14 protein-coding genes and 1 pseudogene are annotated in these 17,427 nt (G+C 62.3%); 7 read left to right on the plus strand and 8 right to left on the minus strand.

Annotated elements, in window-relative coordinates; translation table 11 throughout:
* Positions 1 to 89: 89 nt before the first annotated feature.
* Positions 90 to 857, minus strand: a pseudogene (locus ACEN83_RS11615) (cache domain-containing protein); the annotation flags it as partial.
* Positions 858 to 872: 15 nt separating this feature from the next.
* The gene (locus tag ACEN83_RS11620) at positions 873 to 2,195 is read right to left on the minus strand and encodes an alginate export family protein (protein WP_495580349.1); all 1,323 of its coding nucleotides are present in this window, start codon (positions 2,193 to 2,195) and stop codon (positions 873 to 875) included.
* A 282-nt stretch (positions 2,196 to 2,477) separates the two neighbouring features.
* Here ACEN83_RS11620 and ACEN83_RS11625 point away from each other — a divergent pair, with 282 nt between their 5' ends.
* Together ACEN83_RS11625 and ACEN83_RS11630 are read left to right on the plus strand one after the other, a co-directional pair.
* Complete coding sequence (locus ACEN83_RS11625; protein WP_218484066.1) at positions 2,478 to 2,867, plus strand: c-type cytochrome; 390 nt, start codon at positions 2,478 to 2,480, stop codon at positions 2,865 to 2,867.
* 48 nt (positions 2,868 to 2,915) lie between these two features.
* Positions 2,916 to 4,406 (plus strand): aldehyde dehydrogenase family protein, encoded by a 1,491-nt coding sequence (locus ACEN83_RS11630; RefSeq protein ID WP_495580350.1) that lies wholly within the window; start codon positions 2,916 to 2,918, stop codon positions 4,404 to 4,406.
* Between the two features lie 259 nt (positions 4,407 to 4,665).
* On the opposite strand, the gene ACEN83_RS11635 is transcribed toward ACEN83_RS11630, so the two are convergent.
* The 4 genes from ACEN83_RS11635 to ACEN83_RS11650 form a co-directional block, all read right to left on the minus strand.
* Positions 4,666 to 7,053 carry a DUF3772 domain-containing protein gene (locus ACEN83_RS11635; protein ID WP_495580351.1) on the minus strand — a complete coding sequence of 796 codons (2,388 nt, stop codon included), beginning with the start codon at positions 7,051 to 7,053 and terminating at the stop codon, positions 4,666 to 4,668.
* Positions 7,054 to 7,160: 107 nt separating this feature from the next.
* Positions 7,161 to 8,591 carry a heavy metal sensor histidine kinase gene (locus tag ACEN83_RS11640; RefSeq protein ID WP_495580352.1) on the minus strand — a complete coding sequence of 477 codons (1,431 nt, stop codon included), beginning with the start codon at positions 8,589 to 8,591 and terminating at the stop codon, positions 7,161 to 7,163.
* An 8-nt stretch (positions 8,592 to 8,599) separates the two neighbouring features.
* Positions 8,600 to 9,271 (minus strand): heavy metal response regulator transcription factor, encoded by a 672-nt coding sequence (locus tag ACEN83_RS11645; RefSeq protein ID WP_007979096.1) that lies wholly within the window; start codon positions 9,269 to 9,271, stop codon positions 8,600 to 8,602.
* Between the two features lie 85 nt (positions 9,272 to 9,356).
* Entirely contained in the window at positions 9,357 to 9,614 is a 258-nt protein-coding gene (locus tag ACEN83_RS11650) for a DUF2790 domain-containing protein (protein ID WP_495580353.1), read from the minus strand.
* A 360-nt stretch (positions 9,615 to 9,974) separates the two neighbouring features.
* Between ACEN83_RS11650 and ACEN83_RS11655 the strand changes: the two genes are divergently transcribed.
* From ACEN83_RS11655 to ACEN83_RS11665, 3 genes are read left to right on the plus strand one after another with little or no spacing between them, the layout of a single operon-like run.
* Positions 9,975 to 10,940 carry a tripartite tricarboxylate transporter substrate binding protein gene (locus ACEN83_RS11655; RefSeq protein WP_495580354.1) on the plus strand — a complete coding sequence of 322 codons (966 nt, stop codon included), beginning with the start codon at positions 9,975 to 9,977 and terminating at the stop codon, positions 10,938 to 10,940.
* A gap of 1 nt (position 10,941) precedes the next feature.
* Positions 10,942 to 11,427, plus strand: a complete 486-nt coding sequence (locus tag ACEN83_RS11660) for a tripartite tricarboxylate transporter TctB family protein (protein WP_495580355.1) — start codon at positions 10,942 to 10,944, stop codon at positions 11,425 to 11,427.
* 15 nt (positions 11,428 to 11,442) lie between these two features.
* A complete protein-coding gene (locus ACEN83_RS11665) occupies positions 11,443 to 12,951 on the plus strand; it encodes a tripartite tricarboxylate transporter permease (protein ID WP_495580356.1) in 1,509 nt (502 codons plus the stop codon).
* Between the two features lie 215 nt (positions 12,952 to 13,166).
* Here ACEN83_RS11665 and ACEN83_RS11670 read toward each other — a convergent pair whose 3' ends face one another.
* Positions 13,167 to 14,054, minus strand: a complete 888-nt coding sequence (locus tag ACEN83_RS11670; RefSeq protein WP_495580357.1) for a LysR substrate-binding domain-containing protein — start codon at positions 14,052 to 14,054, stop codon at positions 13,167 to 13,169.
* Positions 14,055 to 14,211: 157 nt separating this feature from the next.
* Between ACEN83_RS11670 and ACEN83_RS11675 the strand changes: the two genes are divergently transcribed.
* Positions 14,212 to 15,513 (plus strand): NAD(P)/FAD-dependent oxidoreductase, encoded by a 1,302-nt coding sequence (locus ACEN83_RS11675; RefSeq protein WP_495580358.1) that lies wholly within the window; start codon positions 14,212 to 14,214, stop codon positions 15,511 to 15,513.
* Between the two features lie 55 nt (positions 15,514 to 15,568).
* Positions 15,569 to 16,657, plus strand: a complete 1,089-nt coding sequence (locus ACEN83_RS11680; RefSeq protein ID WP_007974146.1) for a polyamine ABC transporter substrate-binding protein — start codon at positions 15,569 to 15,571, stop codon at positions 16,655 to 16,657.
* 164 nt (positions 16,658 to 16,821) lie between these two features.
* On the opposite strand, the gene ACEN83_RS11685 is transcribed toward ACEN83_RS11680, so the two are convergent.
* Entirely contained in the window at positions 16,822 to 17,340 is a 519-nt protein-coding gene (locus ACEN83_RS11685) for a carboxymuconolactone decarboxylase family protein (protein ID WP_495580359.1), read from the minus strand.
* Between the last annotated feature and the right edge of the window lie 87 nt (positions 17,341 to 17,427).

Here is a 17,427-nt window from a genome sequence, read left to right on the forward strand (position 1 = left end):
GAGATCACCCCGCGCGGGCTGACGATGCTGATCTGGCCGTTGCCCTCGAACAACTCACGGGCGCTGGCCTGGCTGTTCTGTTGCAGGGCGGCGAGGTTGATGTCGAGCCCGACCACGGCGATCACCTTGCCGTTTTCCAGCAACGGGAAGGCCACGCTGGTCACCAGTTTGCGGCTGCCGGATGCCTCGTCGAAATAGGGCTCGAGCACACAGGCCTGACGGGTGTCGCGGGCACAGGTATAGAAGGCGTTGTAGGGCGCACCGCTCGGCCCCGGCTCGGTGTTGGCGAGCAGGCTTTCGTCGCCGATCACCGCTTGCAGTTCGCCGGGTTTGCTCTGCACCCAATACAGGGAGAAGCGCCCGGTTTCGTTGCTGCCAATGTCCGCCTGATGGGCGAAAGCGGCGTCGTCGCCGTCGAGTCCACCGGGTTCGAAAATGACATAAAGCCCGAGCAGGTCGGGCTTGTCGATCAGGGCCTGGTGAAGCTGGGTACTCAGCTCCCGGCGCAGTTGCGGGCGGGTCAGGCTGCCCTGCTGTTGCAGCTGTCGCAGGTACATCAGGTAGCGCGATAACCCCTGGCCGTATTCGTGGGTCTGCATGAAGGTGCGTTGCACTTGCATGGCCTGCACTGTGCCCAGGGCCTGCATGTGTTCCCTGGCCGCATTGGCGAGCATGTCACCGCTGGCTTGCGCAACCTGCTGGCTGCTCTTGTGGGTCTGATAGAGCGACAAGCCCATCAACAAACCGACGACCAGCAGCAGGCAGAGCCCGGCGAGGAGGGCGATCTTGCTCTGGATCGTCAGGAGTTTCTTGTGCATTGGAAATACCTTTTTCCACGTGGGCAATGACGCCGCCATTGCCCACGACCGAGGTTAGAAACCGGTGACAAACAGCAGTTGGGCGTAGACGTTCCGGTCGTTGTTGCCCAGTTGCGTGCCGCCGTTTTCGGCGCTCTTGTCCGGCTGGTAGATGCCCACCAGCGGCATCACGGTCAGGTGGTCGTTGACGTGCCATTCGGCATACAGGTCGACTTCGTGGCCGTCGGTATTGCCCAGGCTGCGGTCGATGGTGTCGAAGTTGAAGTACAGTGCGCCCAGGTTCAGGTTTTCCAGCGGCGAGACTTTCAGCCCGACGTTCTGAATCCGCGAGTTGCTGTTGAACGGCCCGGCGTAGTTGCCCGCCACTTCACCCTGGAACCAGGTGCCATAACCACGGCTCATGCCGTAGAACAAGGTGTCGTAGCCTTCCGAGAAGCGGCTGTAGCGGTAGCTGACGTTCGGGGTCCAGGTCGCGTCGGAGAAGGTCCAGCCTGCTTCCAGGTACCAGGCGTCTTCGGTGGCGGCGTGGGGTTTGTCCTGCTTGGCGTACTCACCGGACAGGAACAGGTCTTTCACCCCGGCATTGCCCGCCGCGCGCAGGCTGTAGGTCTTCATGCCGTCGCGTTCGAGCTGGATCGGCGAGGCGTACTGCTCGTCGATGTCGGTGGTCTTGATGTAGGTCAGGCCCACCGTGCCGGCCTCGGCCACGTGCTCCAGGGTGCCGACGTACATTTCGGTCTTGGCCTGGGCGCGGTTGTCGGACTTGAGCCACATCAGGTCGCTGCGCCAGCCTTCCTTGCCGCCCAGACGCAATACGGCGGTTTCGTCGAAGGCTTTGCGAGCGGCCAGGTAGTAGGCGCCGCCACGGTTGAACTCGCCGTCGGCCAGGCCCTTGCCCATGTTCAGGGCGTCGCCGTCGATCAGGAAGCCATCGCCGACCACGATGTTCTGGCGGCCGAAGGACAGGTCCACACCGTCCTTGCCTAACGCGCTGAACAGATCGGCCGAACGCCAGCCGAGGTAGGCGTCTTCGAACTTGGTGGTACGTTCGGTGCCATCGCTGAAACCGGCGGCATCGCCGTCGCCCCAGGTGCCGGAGCTGAGCAGGTTGCCCGCGCCGTAAGCCGTGCCCGCACCGCCCAGGCCCTTGTCGAAACTCAAACCGTATTTGATGTAGCCCTCGCGCCACGACGAGGAACCTTCGTCGAGACGGCCGGACAGGGCGTAGTTTTCCTGGCTGTGGAAAATGCCGAACGCGGCTTCGAGGGTGGCGTTCAGATGGCTGTCATCATCGGCGTACAGCTCATAGGCATTGGCCTGGCCGGCGCTGATCATCAGCGCGAGCGTCGAGAGACGAAGCAAGGGGGACTTGAGCATGGTGTGGCATCCGTTCTTGTTCTTGAGCGCAGGTTTGCGGTCTGCCCGGATACTAAGTCGCGGCTTTCGTTCGCCCTTTTCCCTGTTTGCCAATTAGTTGGTTGTGCATGCCAGATTGTCCGGTTTGGCAGCCCGGCCAACATAACTGGCACGCAGGGCAAAACCTGCGTGCCGACGACCGCCGACAATCCCCACCAAGCTGCCGAAGCACCCTGGCCTCGGCATTTTTTGGTGTTGTGTTCGCCTGCTGGCGAGCGCGTGGATTTTCAAGGGCGTTTTCTTATGTTCACTTCGTTGCGTTTGCCCCTCATCGGCTTGCTGTCCTTCACCCTGGTTCAGGCGGTGTCTGCCGCCGAGTGCGCCACGGATACCCAGCGTGGTGCCGAAGTGTTTGCCACTGAGTGCAGCGTCTGCCACGCGGTGACCAAGGGTACGACCGGGATGATGGGGCCGAACCTGTTCGGCGTGTACGGGCGCAAGTCCGGCTCGCTGCCGGGCTTCAGCTACTCCCAGGCCATGCGCGACAAAGACGTCAGCTGGCAAGCCGAGAACATCACGCAATTGATCACCCAGCCCCAGGCCTACGTACCGGGTACCTACATGCCGTACATGGGCCTGGCGTCCGCCGACGACCGTCAGGCGGTCGCGTGCTTTCTCAAAGAACAACACTGATCAGGCCGCATTTGCGCCTGAACAAATCGTCTGAATGAAAGGTGAATTATGAGCAACGTTGAAATCCTGCCCCAGGTGGCTGCATTCCTCGAACGTCGTCACGGCTGCTTCATTGACGGCCAGTGGGTGTTTGCCGAGGGCGACAGCATCGCCGTGGTCAACCCGGCCACCGGGCAAACCCTGTGCGAAACCCTGGATGCGCCGCTGGAGATCGTCGAGCGCGCCGTACAGTCGTCGCATAAGGCGTTCAAATCCGGCGTGTGGTCGAGCCTGCGCCCGGCCGACCGTGAGCGCATCCTGCTGAACTTCACCCGCCTGGTCGAAGAACACGCCGAAGAACTGGCCCAACTGGAAACCCTGAGCCAGGGCAAGTCGATCAACATGGCCCGTGCGCTGGACCTGAACGCCACCGTGGAGTTCATGCGCTACATGTCCGGCTGGGCGACCAAGATCGAAGGGCAGACCTTCGACGTGTCGATTCCGTTGCCACCGGGTGCCAAATTCACCGCGTTCACCAAGCGTGAGCCGGTGGGCGTGGTGGTCGGCATCGTGCCGTGGAACTTCCCGCTGCTGATCGCCGCCTGGAAGCTGATGCCGGCCCTGGCCACCGGTTGCACGGTGATCATCAAGCCAGCGATGGAAACCCCGTTGACCGCCATGCGCCTGGCCGAACTGGCGCTGGAAGCGGGCATCCCGGCCGGCGTGTTCAACGTGGTCACCGGTGGCGGTGCCTCGGTCGGTGGCGTGCTGACCTCGCATCCACTGGTGAGCAAGGTGTCGTTCACCGGTTCCACCGCCGTGGGCAAGAGCGTCGGCGTGGCGTGCATGGAAAACATGACGCGCTTCTCCCTGGAACTGGGCGGCAAGAACCCGATGATCGTGCTCGCCGATGCCGACATCGAAAAAGCCGTGCAGGGCGCGATCCTCGGTGGCTTGCTGAACAACGGCCAGGTTTGCGCTGCGGCATCGCGCTTCTATGTGCACCGCTCGATCCACGACAGATTCGTCGAGGCCCTGGCCGCCGCGGTCTCGGCGATGCCGATTGGCGCGGGCATGAACGGCGACGCGGCGATCAACCCGCTGGTGTCGCGCAAGCAACAACAAAGCGTGCTCAGGCATATCGAACTGGCCCGCCAGGAAGGTGCGCGGGTGGTGACTGGCGGTGAGTTGCTGCAAGGCGATGGCTTCTTCGTGCAGCCGACCATTCTGGCGGACATCGACCACAGCATGGCCGTGGCCCGCGAAGAAGTGTTCGGCCCGGTACTGGGCGTGATGCCGTTCGACGACGAAGACGCCGTGATCAAACTGGCCAACGACAACCGCTACGGCCTGGCCGCCAGCCTGTGGACCAACGACCTGGGCAAAGCCATGAACCTGGTGCCACGCATTGAAGCCGGCACGGTGTGGGTCAACGCCCACGTACTGCTCGACCCGGCAATGCCGTTCGGTGGCGTCAAGCAATCGGGCATGGGCCGCGAGTTTGGTCGCGCGGTGATCGAGGCCTACACCGAGCTCAAGTCGGTGTGCATCGCCCACTGATCAACCTGTAGGAGCGGCCGAAGGCTGCGATCTTTTGCTCTTGTTTTAAACATCAGGATCAAAAGATCGCAGCCTTCGGCAGCTCCTACGGATGGGTGTTGCGTGGTAGGTGGCGGTTTTGCCAGTACGGTAGGCCGTGATTTCGGTCGTGCGGTGATTGAGGCACCTGTAGGAGCTGCCGAAGGCTGCGATCTTTTGCTCTTGCTTTAAAAATCAGGATCAAAAGATCGCAGCCTTCGGCAGCTCCTACGGATGGGTGTTACGCGGGAGGTGGCGGTTTCGCCAGTTCAATGCCGGCGGCACCCAGGCGTTTGAGAATTTCAAACAGCAGCTCGCTCTTGATCGCCCCGACCGTGCGCGGGCTGCCGACGTAGCCGGTGATGGTCAAGGTGATGCCTTCCGGTTTCAACTGGCTGAAGCGCAAGAACGGCGCCGGTTTGTCCAGAATGGATTCGTGCTCGGTGTAGCTGTCCATCAGCAGGTTTTGCACCAGTTCCGGATCGATATCCAGCGGGAACATCAGTTCGAGTATCACTACGCCCTGGGCGCTGCCGCCGAGGGTGACGTTGCGCAGGTTCTGCGAAATCAGGTGGGAGTTGGGCACGATCATGATCGAACGGTCGGCGAGTTGTATTTCCGTGGCCCGTACGTTGATCCGTCGTATGTCGCCTTCGACGCCACTGATGCTGATCAGGTCGCCGACCTTCACCGGGCGCTCTGTCAGCAGGATCAGGCCGGAGATGAAGTTCTTCACGATCTCCTGCAGGCCGAAGCCGATGCCCACCGACAAGGCGCTGACGATCCAGGCCAGGTTGGTCCACTTGATCCCCAGCGACGACAGCGTGAGCAGCACGACCAACGCGTATCCGATGTTGGCGAACAGGGTGCTGAGCGAGGCGCACATGCCCGGGTCCATCTCGGTTTTCGGCAGGAACTCGCCGTCCAGCCAGCGGCGTAGTGTGCGAATCAGGTAGACACCGATCAACAGTGTCAGGAAGGCGCGCATCAAGTTGTCCGGGACGATGTTCAGCTTGCGCAGCCCTTCGCCACCGAGAATGGCCGCGGTGCTGGTGACCAATTGCCCGAACGTCGTACCTACGCCGCCAACAAACAACGCAATGACGCCGACCAGCATCAGGATGGCGCGGCCCGCCCCGGAAAACACGGTGCATATCTGCTCCAGGCGTGGATTGCCGATGCCCAGCAGCTGTTTGATCGCCTTGCCGGTTGGTTGCCTGGGTGAAAAAAGCGATTCGCAGGTGTCCTGGTACACCTGCGTGAGCAGGTAGAACGCGGCGAAGACGATGAAAATCCACACCATTTCATAGGTGATGAACCGTGCCATCGTCACGTAGCCGATCACCAGGGCGAACAGGGAAACCACTACGGCAATGCCGGCAAACACATAAATCAGGCCGGCGGACGTGGTGACCCCTTCGGGAGTCTCTCCGGCAACGATCAGCGCCCGTCGGGTCTTGCTGACGCGCAACAGCAGCGCGCCGATCACCAGTGCCACGACCAACGCCACGATTCCCCGGCCGAACAACACCACTTCGGCGCTCATGCCGGTGACGTTGCTCATCTGCACCAGTGTCACCAGCACCAGCAGCAGGCTGGCCAGCCGCCTGGGGTAGGGCTCTATCGCCAGCGCCACCGGATCGGCGATATCGGGCAGGCGCCATGAAGGATGTTTGGTCGACAGCAACGCGCGGCTCAATCCGGTGATCATCACGCAGGTATAGGCCAGCTTTTCCAGGTATTGCGCCAGGTCGGCCAGCAGCGGGGTGTAGGGCAGTTGCCGGGTCGCGGCAAAGTGCAGCAATTGCAGGGCGATGCCGGCGCTCAGCACCGTCGCCAGTACCGAGGCCAATGCCAGGGAGCTGCGCCTTAACCGGCCTTCGGGCATTCGATGGATGCACAGCCACGCCAGACCCCGACCGGCGAATTTTCGCCCCAGGCTCCAGATGACCAGGGCCAGCACCAGCAGGGAGGCCGTGATTGCGCGTTGACCGGGTTGCCAGGCCGCCTGGTGCGTGACATTGAGTTGCTGGACGAGGGCGCTGAAACGTTGGCGGTCATCGACTGGCAGATCGAACAATGGCGACCAGAACCGCGGGTTCAGGATGCTGTTGGTCTGCTGGGTCACCTCCGCCTCCAGCAGGCTGCGGCGAATACTGGCAATCTGGGTGATCAACTCGGCGGCACTGACTTTCAGCGCAGCCAGGGTCTTGAGCTGGTTGTCGATCCTGTCTTTTTGCTGGCCGAGGGTGTCTCGTTGGGTGGTAATGGCAGACGTCACCTGGGCGTTCTCGTCGAGCGGTACGGGGCCCAGCACGTTGAGTTGCGCCTGCAACTGTGCCTGTCCAGGCAGCAGCGATGTGGAGTGGCTTTCAATATTCTGGATCAGTGCCAGCACCAGGTCCTGCGAGCTTTCCAGCTGGGTATAGGTGCTGGCCTGGGAAACCTGCTGCTTGAGGCTGTTCAGCTGGTTTTGCAACCCCAGCAGTTCGTTGTCGGAGATGCTGATGACCGGGGCGGTGGGGGCGGGAGCAAGGGTGTCGGCCATGGGCGCCGCCGACAGCCATCCCGGGCTCGCCGCCAGCAGTGCGAAGGCGACGTAAATCATTGACTTCCATACATTGAACATCGGCGAGCTCGACGGGTTGTTAGTCACTTAGCCAATGAGGTTAGGCCATGACTCGCACCCTCGGGCGATGTTTTGTCGAAAGTGCCCGGCCGGTGTTCGCCCGGGCGCTACTCATGCTGTTGCCGCGCCGGGAAAAACAGTTCGAAGCAGGTGATGCCGTTGGCACTGCTGACATGGCAGGCGCCGTTGTGCAGTTGCATGATCGTCGCCACGATCGACAGGCCCAGGCCATTGGACTGGGCCGAGCGTTCGCGGGATTCGTCGACCCGGTAGAAGCGTTCGAACAGCCGTGGCAGATGCTGCGCCGGGATGGTCTGGCCGTAGTTGCGCACTTGCACCTGGATGCCGTCGGCGGTCGGGTTGGCGTGAATGCACAGCTCGGAATGCGGCGCGCCGTACTTGATGGCGTTGGCGCACAGGTTGGCCAGGGCACGGCGCAGCAACATGGGCTCGGCCCAGATCAGGCCGCTGCCTTGGGCATTGATGCTGATGCCTACATCGGTCGCCGGGCCTTCGAAATAGTCGGCCATGCGTTGCATTTCGTCGGCGGCATCCAGTTCCTGACGCTGGCGCAAGGCGCTGCGCGGATCGGTGCGGGCCAGAAACAGCATGTTGTCGAGCATGCGCGCCAGGCGTTCAAGCTCTTCGACATTGGAGGCCAGCAACTGCTGATAGGCCTCGGTGCTGCGGTTCTGCTGCAAGGCCACCTGGGTTTCGCCGAGCAGGTTGTTGATCGGCGTGCGCAGCTCGTGGGCCATGTCGGTCGATACCTGACCCAATTGCACAAAGCCTTTGTCCAGGCGGTCGAGCATGGCGTTGAAGGCGTCGATCATCGGCAGCAGCTCCAGCGGTGCGCCCTGGCTGTCGAGGCGCTCGTTGAGGTTGCCGACATCGATGCTCTGGGTGTGGCGAGCCAGGCGCCGCACCGGCAACAGGCCGCGATGCACCAGCACATAACCGGACAACGCCAGCAGAATCGCGGCCACGGTGGCGAACAGGTAGACGTTGAGCCGGTAATCGGCGAGCACGGCGGTGCGTTCGGTCATCAGGCGCCCGGTCACCACTTGCAGGCTGCCCAGGTCTCCGGAGTCGATGGTCGCCGCCAGGGCGGAAAACGGCACGCCGTTGACGTTGGGCAAATGCTGCACGTCGTCCAGGGTCAGTCGATGATCCATCGCCACCGGCGTCAGCACCGGCATTTTCAGGTTGCCCGGGTTGACCACCAGCAACGGCGGTTGCCCCGGGGTGCCGATGGTCAACAAGGCCTCGCGGTTGCCCATCATGTTCTGGAACAGCGCGGGCTTGGCCTTGATCAGGTCCAGGGTGTTGCTGTCGTTGAGGAAGGTACGCAACTGGTCGATGCGGGTGATCAGGGCAATGTCGTCGCGATGGATCAACTCGCGTTCCAGGTCGCGGTACAGCGCCACGCCCAGCAGCGCCAGCGAGACAAACGCCAGCAGGGCAAACACCAGCGCCAGGCGCAGGGTCAGGGAGTGGCTCAGACGAGAGGCGGATCGCAGCGGCGTCATGGCATTCATGGGGGCATTCAAGGTTGAGTGTCGAAGCGATAGCCGATGCCGCGCACGCTGTGGATCAGCTTGAGCTGGAACGGATCGTCGATTTTCAGGCGCAGGCGGCGCACCGCGACATCGACGACATTGGTGTCGCTGTCGAAATTCATGTCCCAGACCCGCGAGGCGATCATCGAGCGTGACAGCACTTCGCCCTGATGCGTGGCGAACAGGTGCAGCAGGGCAAATTCCTTGTTGGTCAGGGTGATGCGGTTGCCGGCGCGGCTGACGCGTCGCTTGAGCACGTCGATCTGCAGGTCGTCGACGTGCAGGTGTTCGTCTTCCCGGGTAGGGCCGCGGCGGGTCAGGGTGCGCAGGCGCGCCACCAGCTCGGCGAAGGAAAAGGGTTTGATCAGGTAATCGTCGGCGCCCAGTTCGAGGCCCTTGATGCGGTCGGCGATGTCATCCCGGGCGGTGAGGAACAGCACCGGTGTGTCGGCTTCCTTGCGCAGGCGGCGCAGGACTTCCCAGCCATCCATCTTCGGCATCATGACGTCCAGCACGATCACATCGAAGTCGTGTTCCAGGGCCAGGTGCAGGCCATCGACGCCGTCGCGCGCCAGGTTCACGGTGTATCCGAGTTCCTGCAGGCCGTTGAGCAGGTAATTGCCGGCCTTGGGTTCGTCTTCGACTACGAGGATGTTCATGGACACTCTGCCTGGTTCGGTCGGGCTACGGGGGCGCATCAGTGGCGCAAGTGTAGCCCGATCGGCGGTGATGGCAGGCATCCGCTCAGTTCTCGCCCAGGCAGTTCACACCCTGAACCTGATAGTCCAGTTGATGCTCGCGACCCTGGTGGTCGAGGTAGTTGAACTGCGCGGGCACGATGCCGCACTTGCCGTTGAGGTCGGTCATGGACAGGACCTTGGCCACTTGCACCGGGACATAGAAGCCGTCTTGGTCGTGGATGATTGGCGAGGTGGACTGGGTGGCGGCAAACGCCGAACCGGTGGCGAGCAGGGCGGTAAGGCCAAGGATCAACAGTTTCATCACGAGTCTCTCTTTTCAGGGTTGAGGGGGCTGCCGGTGATTTGCCTGACAGTGAGTTCAGGCTAACGGTGTGATCCGGACAGCCGACCAACAACTCGATTACAAAGTTGTAATGAAACGTCGGAAAGAACACCGAAAACCCTGTGGGAGCGGGCTTGCTCGCGAAGGCGGTGTATCAGCCAGCATCAATGTTGGATGTGATGGCCTCTTCGCGAGCAAGCCCGCTCCCACAGGGGGGGCAGCGCCATAAAACAGATCAACCCGCGGATCCATGGCCTAAGCTTGATCGCAGGCCCCTGTTCATCGAGCACCTCGATGGGCGAGCGGCACCTATAAAAACAATGCAATCAGGAGATGCCCATGTCCGCTTTGATCCGTCGTTTCAGTCGCTGCATGGCCGCCGGTTTGACCGCTGCCGTGCTTGCCGCACCGGCCTTCGCCCTCGATACCGTGAAATTCATGGCCCCGGGCTCGGTGGGCGGTGGTTATGACCAGACTGCCCGTGTGCTGGGCAAGGCCATGGTCGAAGCCAATACGGCCAAGGCCGTGACCTTCGAGAACAAGGGCGGGGCGGGCGGGACCCTGGGGCTGGCGCAATTTGCCAACAGCACCAAGGGCGATCCGAATGCGTTGCTGGTGGTCGGGGCGATCATGGTCGCGGGCATCGAACAGAACAAATCGCAGATCAGCCTGAAGGATGTGACGCCCATTGCCCGGTTGTTCACCGAGTACAACGTGATCGCCGTGCGCAAGGAATCGGAATTCAAGACCCTCGATGACCTGATCAAGGCCTTCAAGGCCAACCCGACGAGCATCACCTGGGGCGGCGGTTCCAAGGGCTCGGTGGATCACATCGGCATCGCCGAGCTGGCGGGCAAGCTGGACGTGCCGGTCAACAAGGTGAACTACGTGGCATTTGGTGGCGGTGGCGAGGTGGTTGCCCAGGCGCTGGGCGGCCAGCTCAAGGTGATCACCGGCGGTTTCGCCGAGCTGGGCCAGTACATCAAGAACGGCCAGTTCCGTGTCCTGGCCATCGGCGCACCGGAGCGCGTTCCCGGTATTGACGCACCGACCCTCAAGGAGAGCGGCTATGACGTGACGATCGGCAACTGGCGCGGCGTCTACGGTGCGGCGGGCCTCACCCCGGAGCAGCGTAAAGAGGTGATCGACGCTGTCGTGGCCGCCACCAAGAGCAAGGTCTGGCAGGACAATGTCCAGACCAACGCCTGGACCCCCAGCGTGTTGACCGGCGATGAGTTCGGCAAATTCGTCGACGAAGAACACGTGCGGTTGCGCGCCATGCTGGTCAAGGTCGGACTGCTTTGAGATGGCCACACTGCGCACAGTGGTGCCGACGCAATTGGCGGTCGGCATCGGCCTGATCGCCATCAGCGTCGTGTTGGCGATGGGGGCCTACCGGTTTCCGCCGGAAATGGGTTTCGTCATTCTCCCGGCCTACGTTTACCCCTATGTGGTGGCGGCGTTTCTCGGCGGTGTGGGCCTGTTGCTGAGCTATCAGGCGCTCAGCGGCGGTTTTCGCGAGCTGGATAACGACGACGCAGGCACGGTGCCCGGTGGAAAAACCGGCGCCGTCTGGGTGACCGCCGGGCTTGTCGGGGTGGCACTGCTGATCAACCTCATCGGTTTTGTGCTGGCCGCGGGGTTGTTGTTCGCCTGTTCGGCGCGGGGCTTCGGCAGCCGTCATCCGCTGCGGGACCTGGCCATCGGCATTGCCCTGACCCTGCCGATCTACTGGCTGTTCAACGCCGGGCTGGGGGTTTCCCTGCCGTCGCTGATCAACATCTGGCTTTGAAAGGAGATCGACACCGTGGACATTCTTTCAAGCCTGGCGATGGGTTTTGCCGCGGCACTGACGCCGATCAACCTGATGTGGGGGTTCATCGGTTGCCTGCTCGGCACCGCCATCGGCGTGTTGCCGGGGATCGGTCCGGCGCTGACGGTGGCCCTGCTGTTGCCGATCACCGCCAAGGTCGACCCTACCGGCGCGCTGATCATGTTCGCCGGTATCTACTACGGTGCGCAGTTCGGCGGTTCCACTACCTCGATCCTGCTCAACACCCCGGGTGAATCGTCTTCCATGGTCACGGCCCTGGAGGGCAACCTGATGGCGCGCAACGGCCGCGCCGGCCCTGCGCTGGCAACGGCGGCGATAGGCTCCTTCGTCGCCGGTACCATCGCCACGGTTTTACTGACGCTATTTGCGCCGGTTGTGGCCAGGCTGGCGCTGAATTTCGGCCCGACCGAATACTTCGCCATCCTGGTGCTGTCGTTCACCACCGTGTCGGCGGTGCTCGGCGCTTCCATGCTGCGAGGATTCGCTTCGCTGGGCGTCGGGCTGACCATCGGTTTGATCGGCCTGGACTCGACCTCGGGCATTGCCCGCTACACCCTGGGCGTTCCCGAACTGGTGGACGGAATCGAGGTGGTGCTGGTGGCGGTCGGCTTGTTCGCCGTGGGCGAGGCCTTGTACAGCCTGCTCTATCAAACGGAAGCGAACGAAGGGCGGCATCGCCTGACCTCGTTGTGGATGACCCGTGCCGACTGGAAACGCTCGGTGCCCGCGTGGCTTCGCGGCACGCTGATCGGCTTTCCGTTTGGTTCGATTCCGGCGGGCGGCGCGGAGATTCCGACCTTTCTGTCCTATTCCACCGAGCGCAAGCTCAGCAAGTACCCCAAGGAGTTTTCCGCCAACAAGGGCGAGGGCGCCATCGAAGGCGTCGCCGGCCCCGAAGCGGCCAACAACGCCAGCGCGACCGGGTCCCTGGTGCCGTTGCTGACCCTGGGCATCCCGACGTCCGCGACCGCGGCGATCCTCCTGGCCGCGTTCCAGAACTACAACCTGCAACCGGGGCCGATGCTGTTCGAAACCTCCGCTGACCTTGTCTGGACGCTGGTGGCCTCGCTGTACATCGGCAACGTCATCCTGCTGGTGTTGAACCTGCCGCTGGTGGGGCTGTGGGTCAAACTGCTGCAGATCCCCCGGCCGTACCTGAATGCCGGCATCCTGGTATTCGCCACCATCGGCGTGTATGGCATGCGCCACTCATCCTTCGACCTGCTGCTGATGTTGGCGATTGGCTGGGGCGGGGTGCTGATGCGGCGCTTCGACTTCCCCGTCGCCCCGGTGATCGTCGGCATGCTGTTGGGGCCGATGGCCGAGAAACAACTGCGCAACGCCTTGTCCATCGGCCAGGGCGACTGGACGGTGTTCGTCACGCAACCGATCTCGGCGTTCTTTCTCGCCCTGACGCTGCTGGTGCTGGTGGTGCCTCATGTGTTGCATAAGCGCGGGATCAAGTTGCATGAGGATGATTGAGCAATCCCTGTGGGGGCGGTGTGTCAGAGAAATAATGGTCAACTGACCCGACGCCTTCGCGAGCAAGTCCGCTCCCACAGTAATTTTGGTTGTTCACGAATACTGCGTACACCCACCAACCCTGTGGGAGCGGGCTTGCCCGCGAAAGCGGTGTGTCATTCAACAGAAAAGTTGACTGACCCGACGCCTTCGCGGGCAAGCCCGCTCCCACAGGGTCATGCAGTGGTTTGTGCGGTGAACCACTGCATGACCGGCGCGCACGCTGGATGCGACGCCGCCGAGGGTTGCAGGCACAGCGAGTAAATCCCCCGGGTCTTCAATGGCTCACCAAACGGAATCACCAGTTCGCCGCGCTGGATCGACTCGCCTGCCAGGGTCATGTCGGTCATCGCCACCCCCAGCCCCCGGGCGGCGGCATCGAGCGCCAGTTCGTCGAGGTTGAAGGGGATATGCCGATAGTCCTGCAACGTCTTGCCGCCATTGGCTGACAACCATACCTGCCAGTCATGTTGATCGGAGGAGCGGTGCAGCAACGCGAACTCCGACAGATCTTCCAGCGAAGCCAATGGCCGGGTCGGGTTGCCCAGCCCGGGCGCACACACCGGCACCAGGGCTTCCTCGAACAGCGTCAGGCAATCGGGCGCCGTGGACGGCTCAGGCAGATAGAGAATGTAGGCGTCGCTGTCACTGGCCGGTTCCACGACTTCGGTGGCCACGGTTTCGATTGCCAGGGAGACGTCCGGGTGATGCCGGTAGAAATCGCTCAGTTTGGGCAACAGCCAGCGCACCGCCAGTGACACGTGCATGCGAATGCGGAACGGGCGTTGCTTGGGCGCCAGCCGGTCTTCGAGCGACCTCAATTGTTCGAGGATGGTGCGAGCGCTGGCCAGCACCTGGTCGCCTTCCGGGGTCAGTTGCAGGCTGCGGCTGCTGCGCACGAACAACGCAACACCGAAGTGGCTCTCCAGTTGCTGGATCTGTCGGCTCACGGCGCTTTGGGTCAGGCAGAGCTTTTGCGCGGCCTGGGTGAAGCTGCCTGACCCGGCGACCTCGACCAGGGCCTGCAAGCCCTGCAGCGAGGGCACGTGGCGTAGTTTATCCATGCGTTTGCGGAATGCCTCGATGATTTAATAACGTTGGTTGTCTGCGTTATCAGCCTTTAGATTCTAGTCATTGACGCCGTTCACGAAAACCATTTATGCGAATTCTGCATGAAGCGCTGATCGAGACGGTTCACAGAACAAGAACCTGAGGTGACGCATGGAAAATATCTGTGGCTGGATTGCGCAAGCGGGGAGTTCTCCGTTGCGCGATCCGCTCAAAGGCACGCAGCACGCCGACTGGCTGGTGATCGGCGCCGGCATTACCGGCCTCAGCGCGGCCCACGCCCTGGCGCACATGCACCCCCAGGCACGCGTTGTGGTCGTTGACCGCCAGCGGGCTGCGCAGGGGGCATCGGCGCGTAATTCCGGGTTTGTGGTGGCCCACGAACATCCCGTCGCCAGCGAACTGTTGGGCAGCGCCGGGTTCGCCGGTTATCAAGTGGATACGGCGATCGGCCGCGCCGCCGCCGATGAAGTGCGCAAGCAGATCGCCCGGCTGGGCATCGAATGCGACTTCAGGGAGTCGGGCTATTTCTTTGCCGTCAGCGATCCACGCAAGTTGAGCGACGTCGAGGCCAAGTTGCAGACCTTGCGGGCCGTTGGCGCCAGCGCGCAGTTCCTGCAAGGCGAGCAACTGATCGAGAAACTCGGCACCCGCCACTACCGTGCCGGAATCTGGTGCGGCAATGGCAATGCGTTGCTGCAACCGGCCAAGTACGTGAAGGGCCTGCTCGATGCCGTGCCGCCGACAGTGACGGTCCATGAGAACAGCGATATCGCAGGTCTTGAGCGCCTCGGCGACGGCCGGATCCGTGCCCGGGGCCAAGACGGCTGCGTTGAAGCCAGACAGGTGTTGGTCTGCCTGAACGCCTTCATTCCTCGTTCAGGGATCGACGACAGCGGCACCTTCGCGATGGAGCTCAGCGCCAGCCTCACGCGGCCCCTCAGCGATCAAGAGTTTCAAGCCCTGGGTGCGCCAGCGTCCTGGGGCGTGCTGTCGACCCGTCCGTTGGGCGCCACGGTGCGCCTGACGCCGGATCGCCGGGTGATGATCCGCAACACCGCGGAATACCGCTCCCGGGATTTGTCATTGAGCGAGCTGTCGACCCGTCGCCAGCACCACGTGCTGGGGTTGCAACGGCGTTTCCCGATGCTCGGCGAGCAGGACATCGAATACACCTGGACCGGTCATCTCAGCGCTTCGCGCTCCGGGCAACCGTACTTTGCCAAGGTCGAGGAGGGCGTGTTCGCCGTGGCCGGGTGCAACGGTTCCGGCGTGGCGCGGGGCACGCTGTGGGGGCGCTTGCTCGCGGAAATGGCCTCGGGCGGTGATTCACCCTTGCTGCAATCGGTCATCTCGCGGGCACAACCCGGCTGGCTGCCGCCCAAGCCGCTGCTCGACATCGGTGCCATGCTGCGTATGCGCGTGGAAACGGTCCGGGCCAGAAGCGAAGTCTGAACAACACGAACTTCACAACAAGAACAACAGCACTACCCATCGAAGGTGATTCAACATGCGCGTCAATACGCTTTCCCTTGTGGCCCTGATCTCGACCTTTTCCGCAGTCGCCTACGCCGACGAAACCGTCAATATCTCCAACTGGAACGGTTACATCGCCGACGACACCTTGCCCGACTTCACCAAGGCCACCGGGATCAAGGCGACCTACGACATCCACGACAGCAACGAAGTGCTGGAATCGAAACTGATGACCGGCAATACCGGTTATGACGTGGTCAGCCCGTCGAACCACTTCCTGTCGCGCCTGATCAAGGCCGGCGCGATCCAGAAACTCGACAGGAGCCAGTTGCCCAACTGGAAAAACCTCGACCCGGCGCTGATGAAGAAACTCGAGGTCAATGACCCGGGCAACCAGTACGGCTTCCCTTACATGTGGGGCACGGCGGGCATCGGCTACAACGTCGAGAAGATCAAGGCAATCTTCGGCAATACCGACGTCACCCATTCCTGGAAGCTGTTCTTCGACGAGAACAACATCAAGAAACTCAGCGAGTGCGGCGTGGCGATCATCGACAACCCGACGCAGATCCTGCCGATCACCCTCAACTACCTGGGGCTGCCGCCTCATAGCCACGAGCCGGCCGATTACAAGAAAGCCGAGCAGGCACTGCTGAAGATCCGGCCTTACGTCCAGTATTTTCACGCGTCCAAGTACATCAGCGACCTGGCCAACGGCAACGTCTGCGCGGTGATCGGTTTCAACGGCGACATCGTGCAGGCCGCCGCCAGCGCCAGGGAAGCGAAGAACGGGATCGACATTGCCTACTCGATCCCGGACGAAGGTTCCACCTTGTGGCTGGACATGGTGGTCATGCCCAAGAGCGCGCCACACGAGAAGAACGGCTACGCCTACATGAACTACCTGCTGGAGCCGAAGGTGATTGCCAACATCAGCAACAGCATCCACTACGCCAACCCCAACAGCGCGGCGGATGCCTTCGTCGACCCGGCGGTGAAGCAGGACCTGGCGATCTACCCGCCGAAAACCGTGATGGACAAGCTGTTCACCGTCGAGGACTTGCCTGCGGCCATCGCACGCCTCAGCACGCGGTTGTGGACCAAGCTGAAAACCAATACCTGATTGCGAGGTCGTGCTCACATCGTTCGCTTGAACACAATCACTGTGGGAGCGGGCTTGCTCGCGAAGACGGAGTGTCAGACACCTATGATGTCGACTGATACACCGCCTTCGCGAGCAAGCCCGCTCCCACAGGTTGTTTCAGGCAGGAGTGAGGCTGGATCCATTCAGGCGTCGATGGCCGGGAAGTCGATGTCGGTCAGGGCTGCGTTGTTCAGGTAGTTGGTCAACGTTTGCGAAGCCACATGGGCGATCACTTCGATGATCTTGCCGTCGTCGATACCCGCGTTACGGGCAGCGGCGATCTGCTCGACGCTCAGGTGGCCACGGCTTTCGGTGACCTGGCGGGCGAGGGTGGCTATGGCGTTAAGCTCGCCGTGTCGTGCGCTGAGGATCTCCTGCTTCGACAGCCCGGCCTTGCCGGCAAACACCGAATGAGCCGCCAGGCAGTAGTCGCAGCCGTTGACTTGCGAAGTGGCGAGGGACACCGCTTCCTTTTCCGTGGCGCTCAGGGACGTCTTGCCCAGTGCGGCCGAGTTTTGCAGGTACGAGGCCAGCACGGCCGGTGCGTGGGCCAGGACTTTGAAGACGTTGGGCAGAAAACCGATTTTCTTCTGCACGCCTTCCAGCAGCGGGCGGGTGGTGTCGGTGGCGTTTTCCAGGCTGATCGGGGCAATGCGGGTCATGGTGATACTCCGTGATGTAAGGCGCGGAATGCGCTGGGTACGGAGCTCATGTTAGGGAGAAGATCTGGCGTATTGGATGCAAATCGT

Source organism: Pseudomonas sp. Pseusp49, from assembly GCF_059491875.1.

Bases quoted from the DNA above. Each gene is read 5' to 3' on its own strand.
- ACEN83_RS11620 (WP_495580349.1), bottom strand. From the start codon at position 2,195: ATGCTCAAGTCCCCCTTGCTTCGTCTCTCGACGCTCGCGCTGATGATC.
- ACEN83_RS11625 (WP_218484066.1), top strand. From the start codon at position 2,478: ATGTTCACTTCGTTGCGTTTGCCCCTCATCGGCTTGCTGTCCTTCACC.
- ACEN83_RS11630 (WP_495580350.1), top strand. From the start codon at position 2,916: ATGAGCAACGTTGAAATCCTGCCCCAGGTGGCTGCATTCCTCGAACGT.
- ACEN83_RS11635 (WP_495580351.1), bottom strand. From the start codon at position 7,053: ATGTTCAATGTATGGAAGTCAATGATTTACGTCGCCTTCGCACTGCTG.
- ACEN83_RS11640 (WP_495580352.1), bottom strand. From the start codon at position 8,591: ATGAATGCCATGACGCCGCTGCGATCCGCCTCTCGTCTGAGCCACTCC.
- ACEN83_RS11645 (WP_007979096.1), bottom strand. From the start codon at position 9,271: ATGAACATCCTCGTAGTCGAAGACGAACCCAAGGCCGGCAATTACCTG.
- ACEN83_RS11650 (WP_495580353.1), bottom strand. From the start codon at position 9,614: ATGAAACTGTTGATCCTTGGCCTTACCGCCCTGCTCGCCACCGGTTCG.
- ACEN83_RS11655 (WP_495580354.1), top strand. From the start codon at position 9,975: ATGTCCGCTTTGATCCGTCGTTTCAGTCGCTGCATGGCCGCCGGTTTG.
- ACEN83_RS11660 (WP_495580355.1), top strand. From the start codon at position 10,942: ATGGCCACACTGCGCACAGTGGTGCCGACGCAATTGGCGGTCGGCATC.
- ACEN83_RS11670 (WP_495580357.1), bottom strand. From the start codon at position 14,054: ATGGATAAACTACGCCACGTGCCCTCGCTGCAGGGCTTGCAGGCCCTG.
- ACEN83_RS11675 (WP_495580358.1), top strand. From the start codon at position 14,212: ATGGAAAATATCTGTGGCTGGATTGCGCAAGCGGGGAGTTCTCCGTTG.
- ACEN83_RS11680 (WP_007974146.1), top strand. From the start codon at position 15,569: ATGCGCGTCAATACGCTTTCCCTTGTGGCCCTGATCTCGACCTTTTCC.
- ACEN83_RS11685 (WP_495580359.1), bottom strand. From the start codon at position 17,340: ATGACCCGCATTGCCCCGATCAGCCTGGAAAACGCCACCGACACCACC.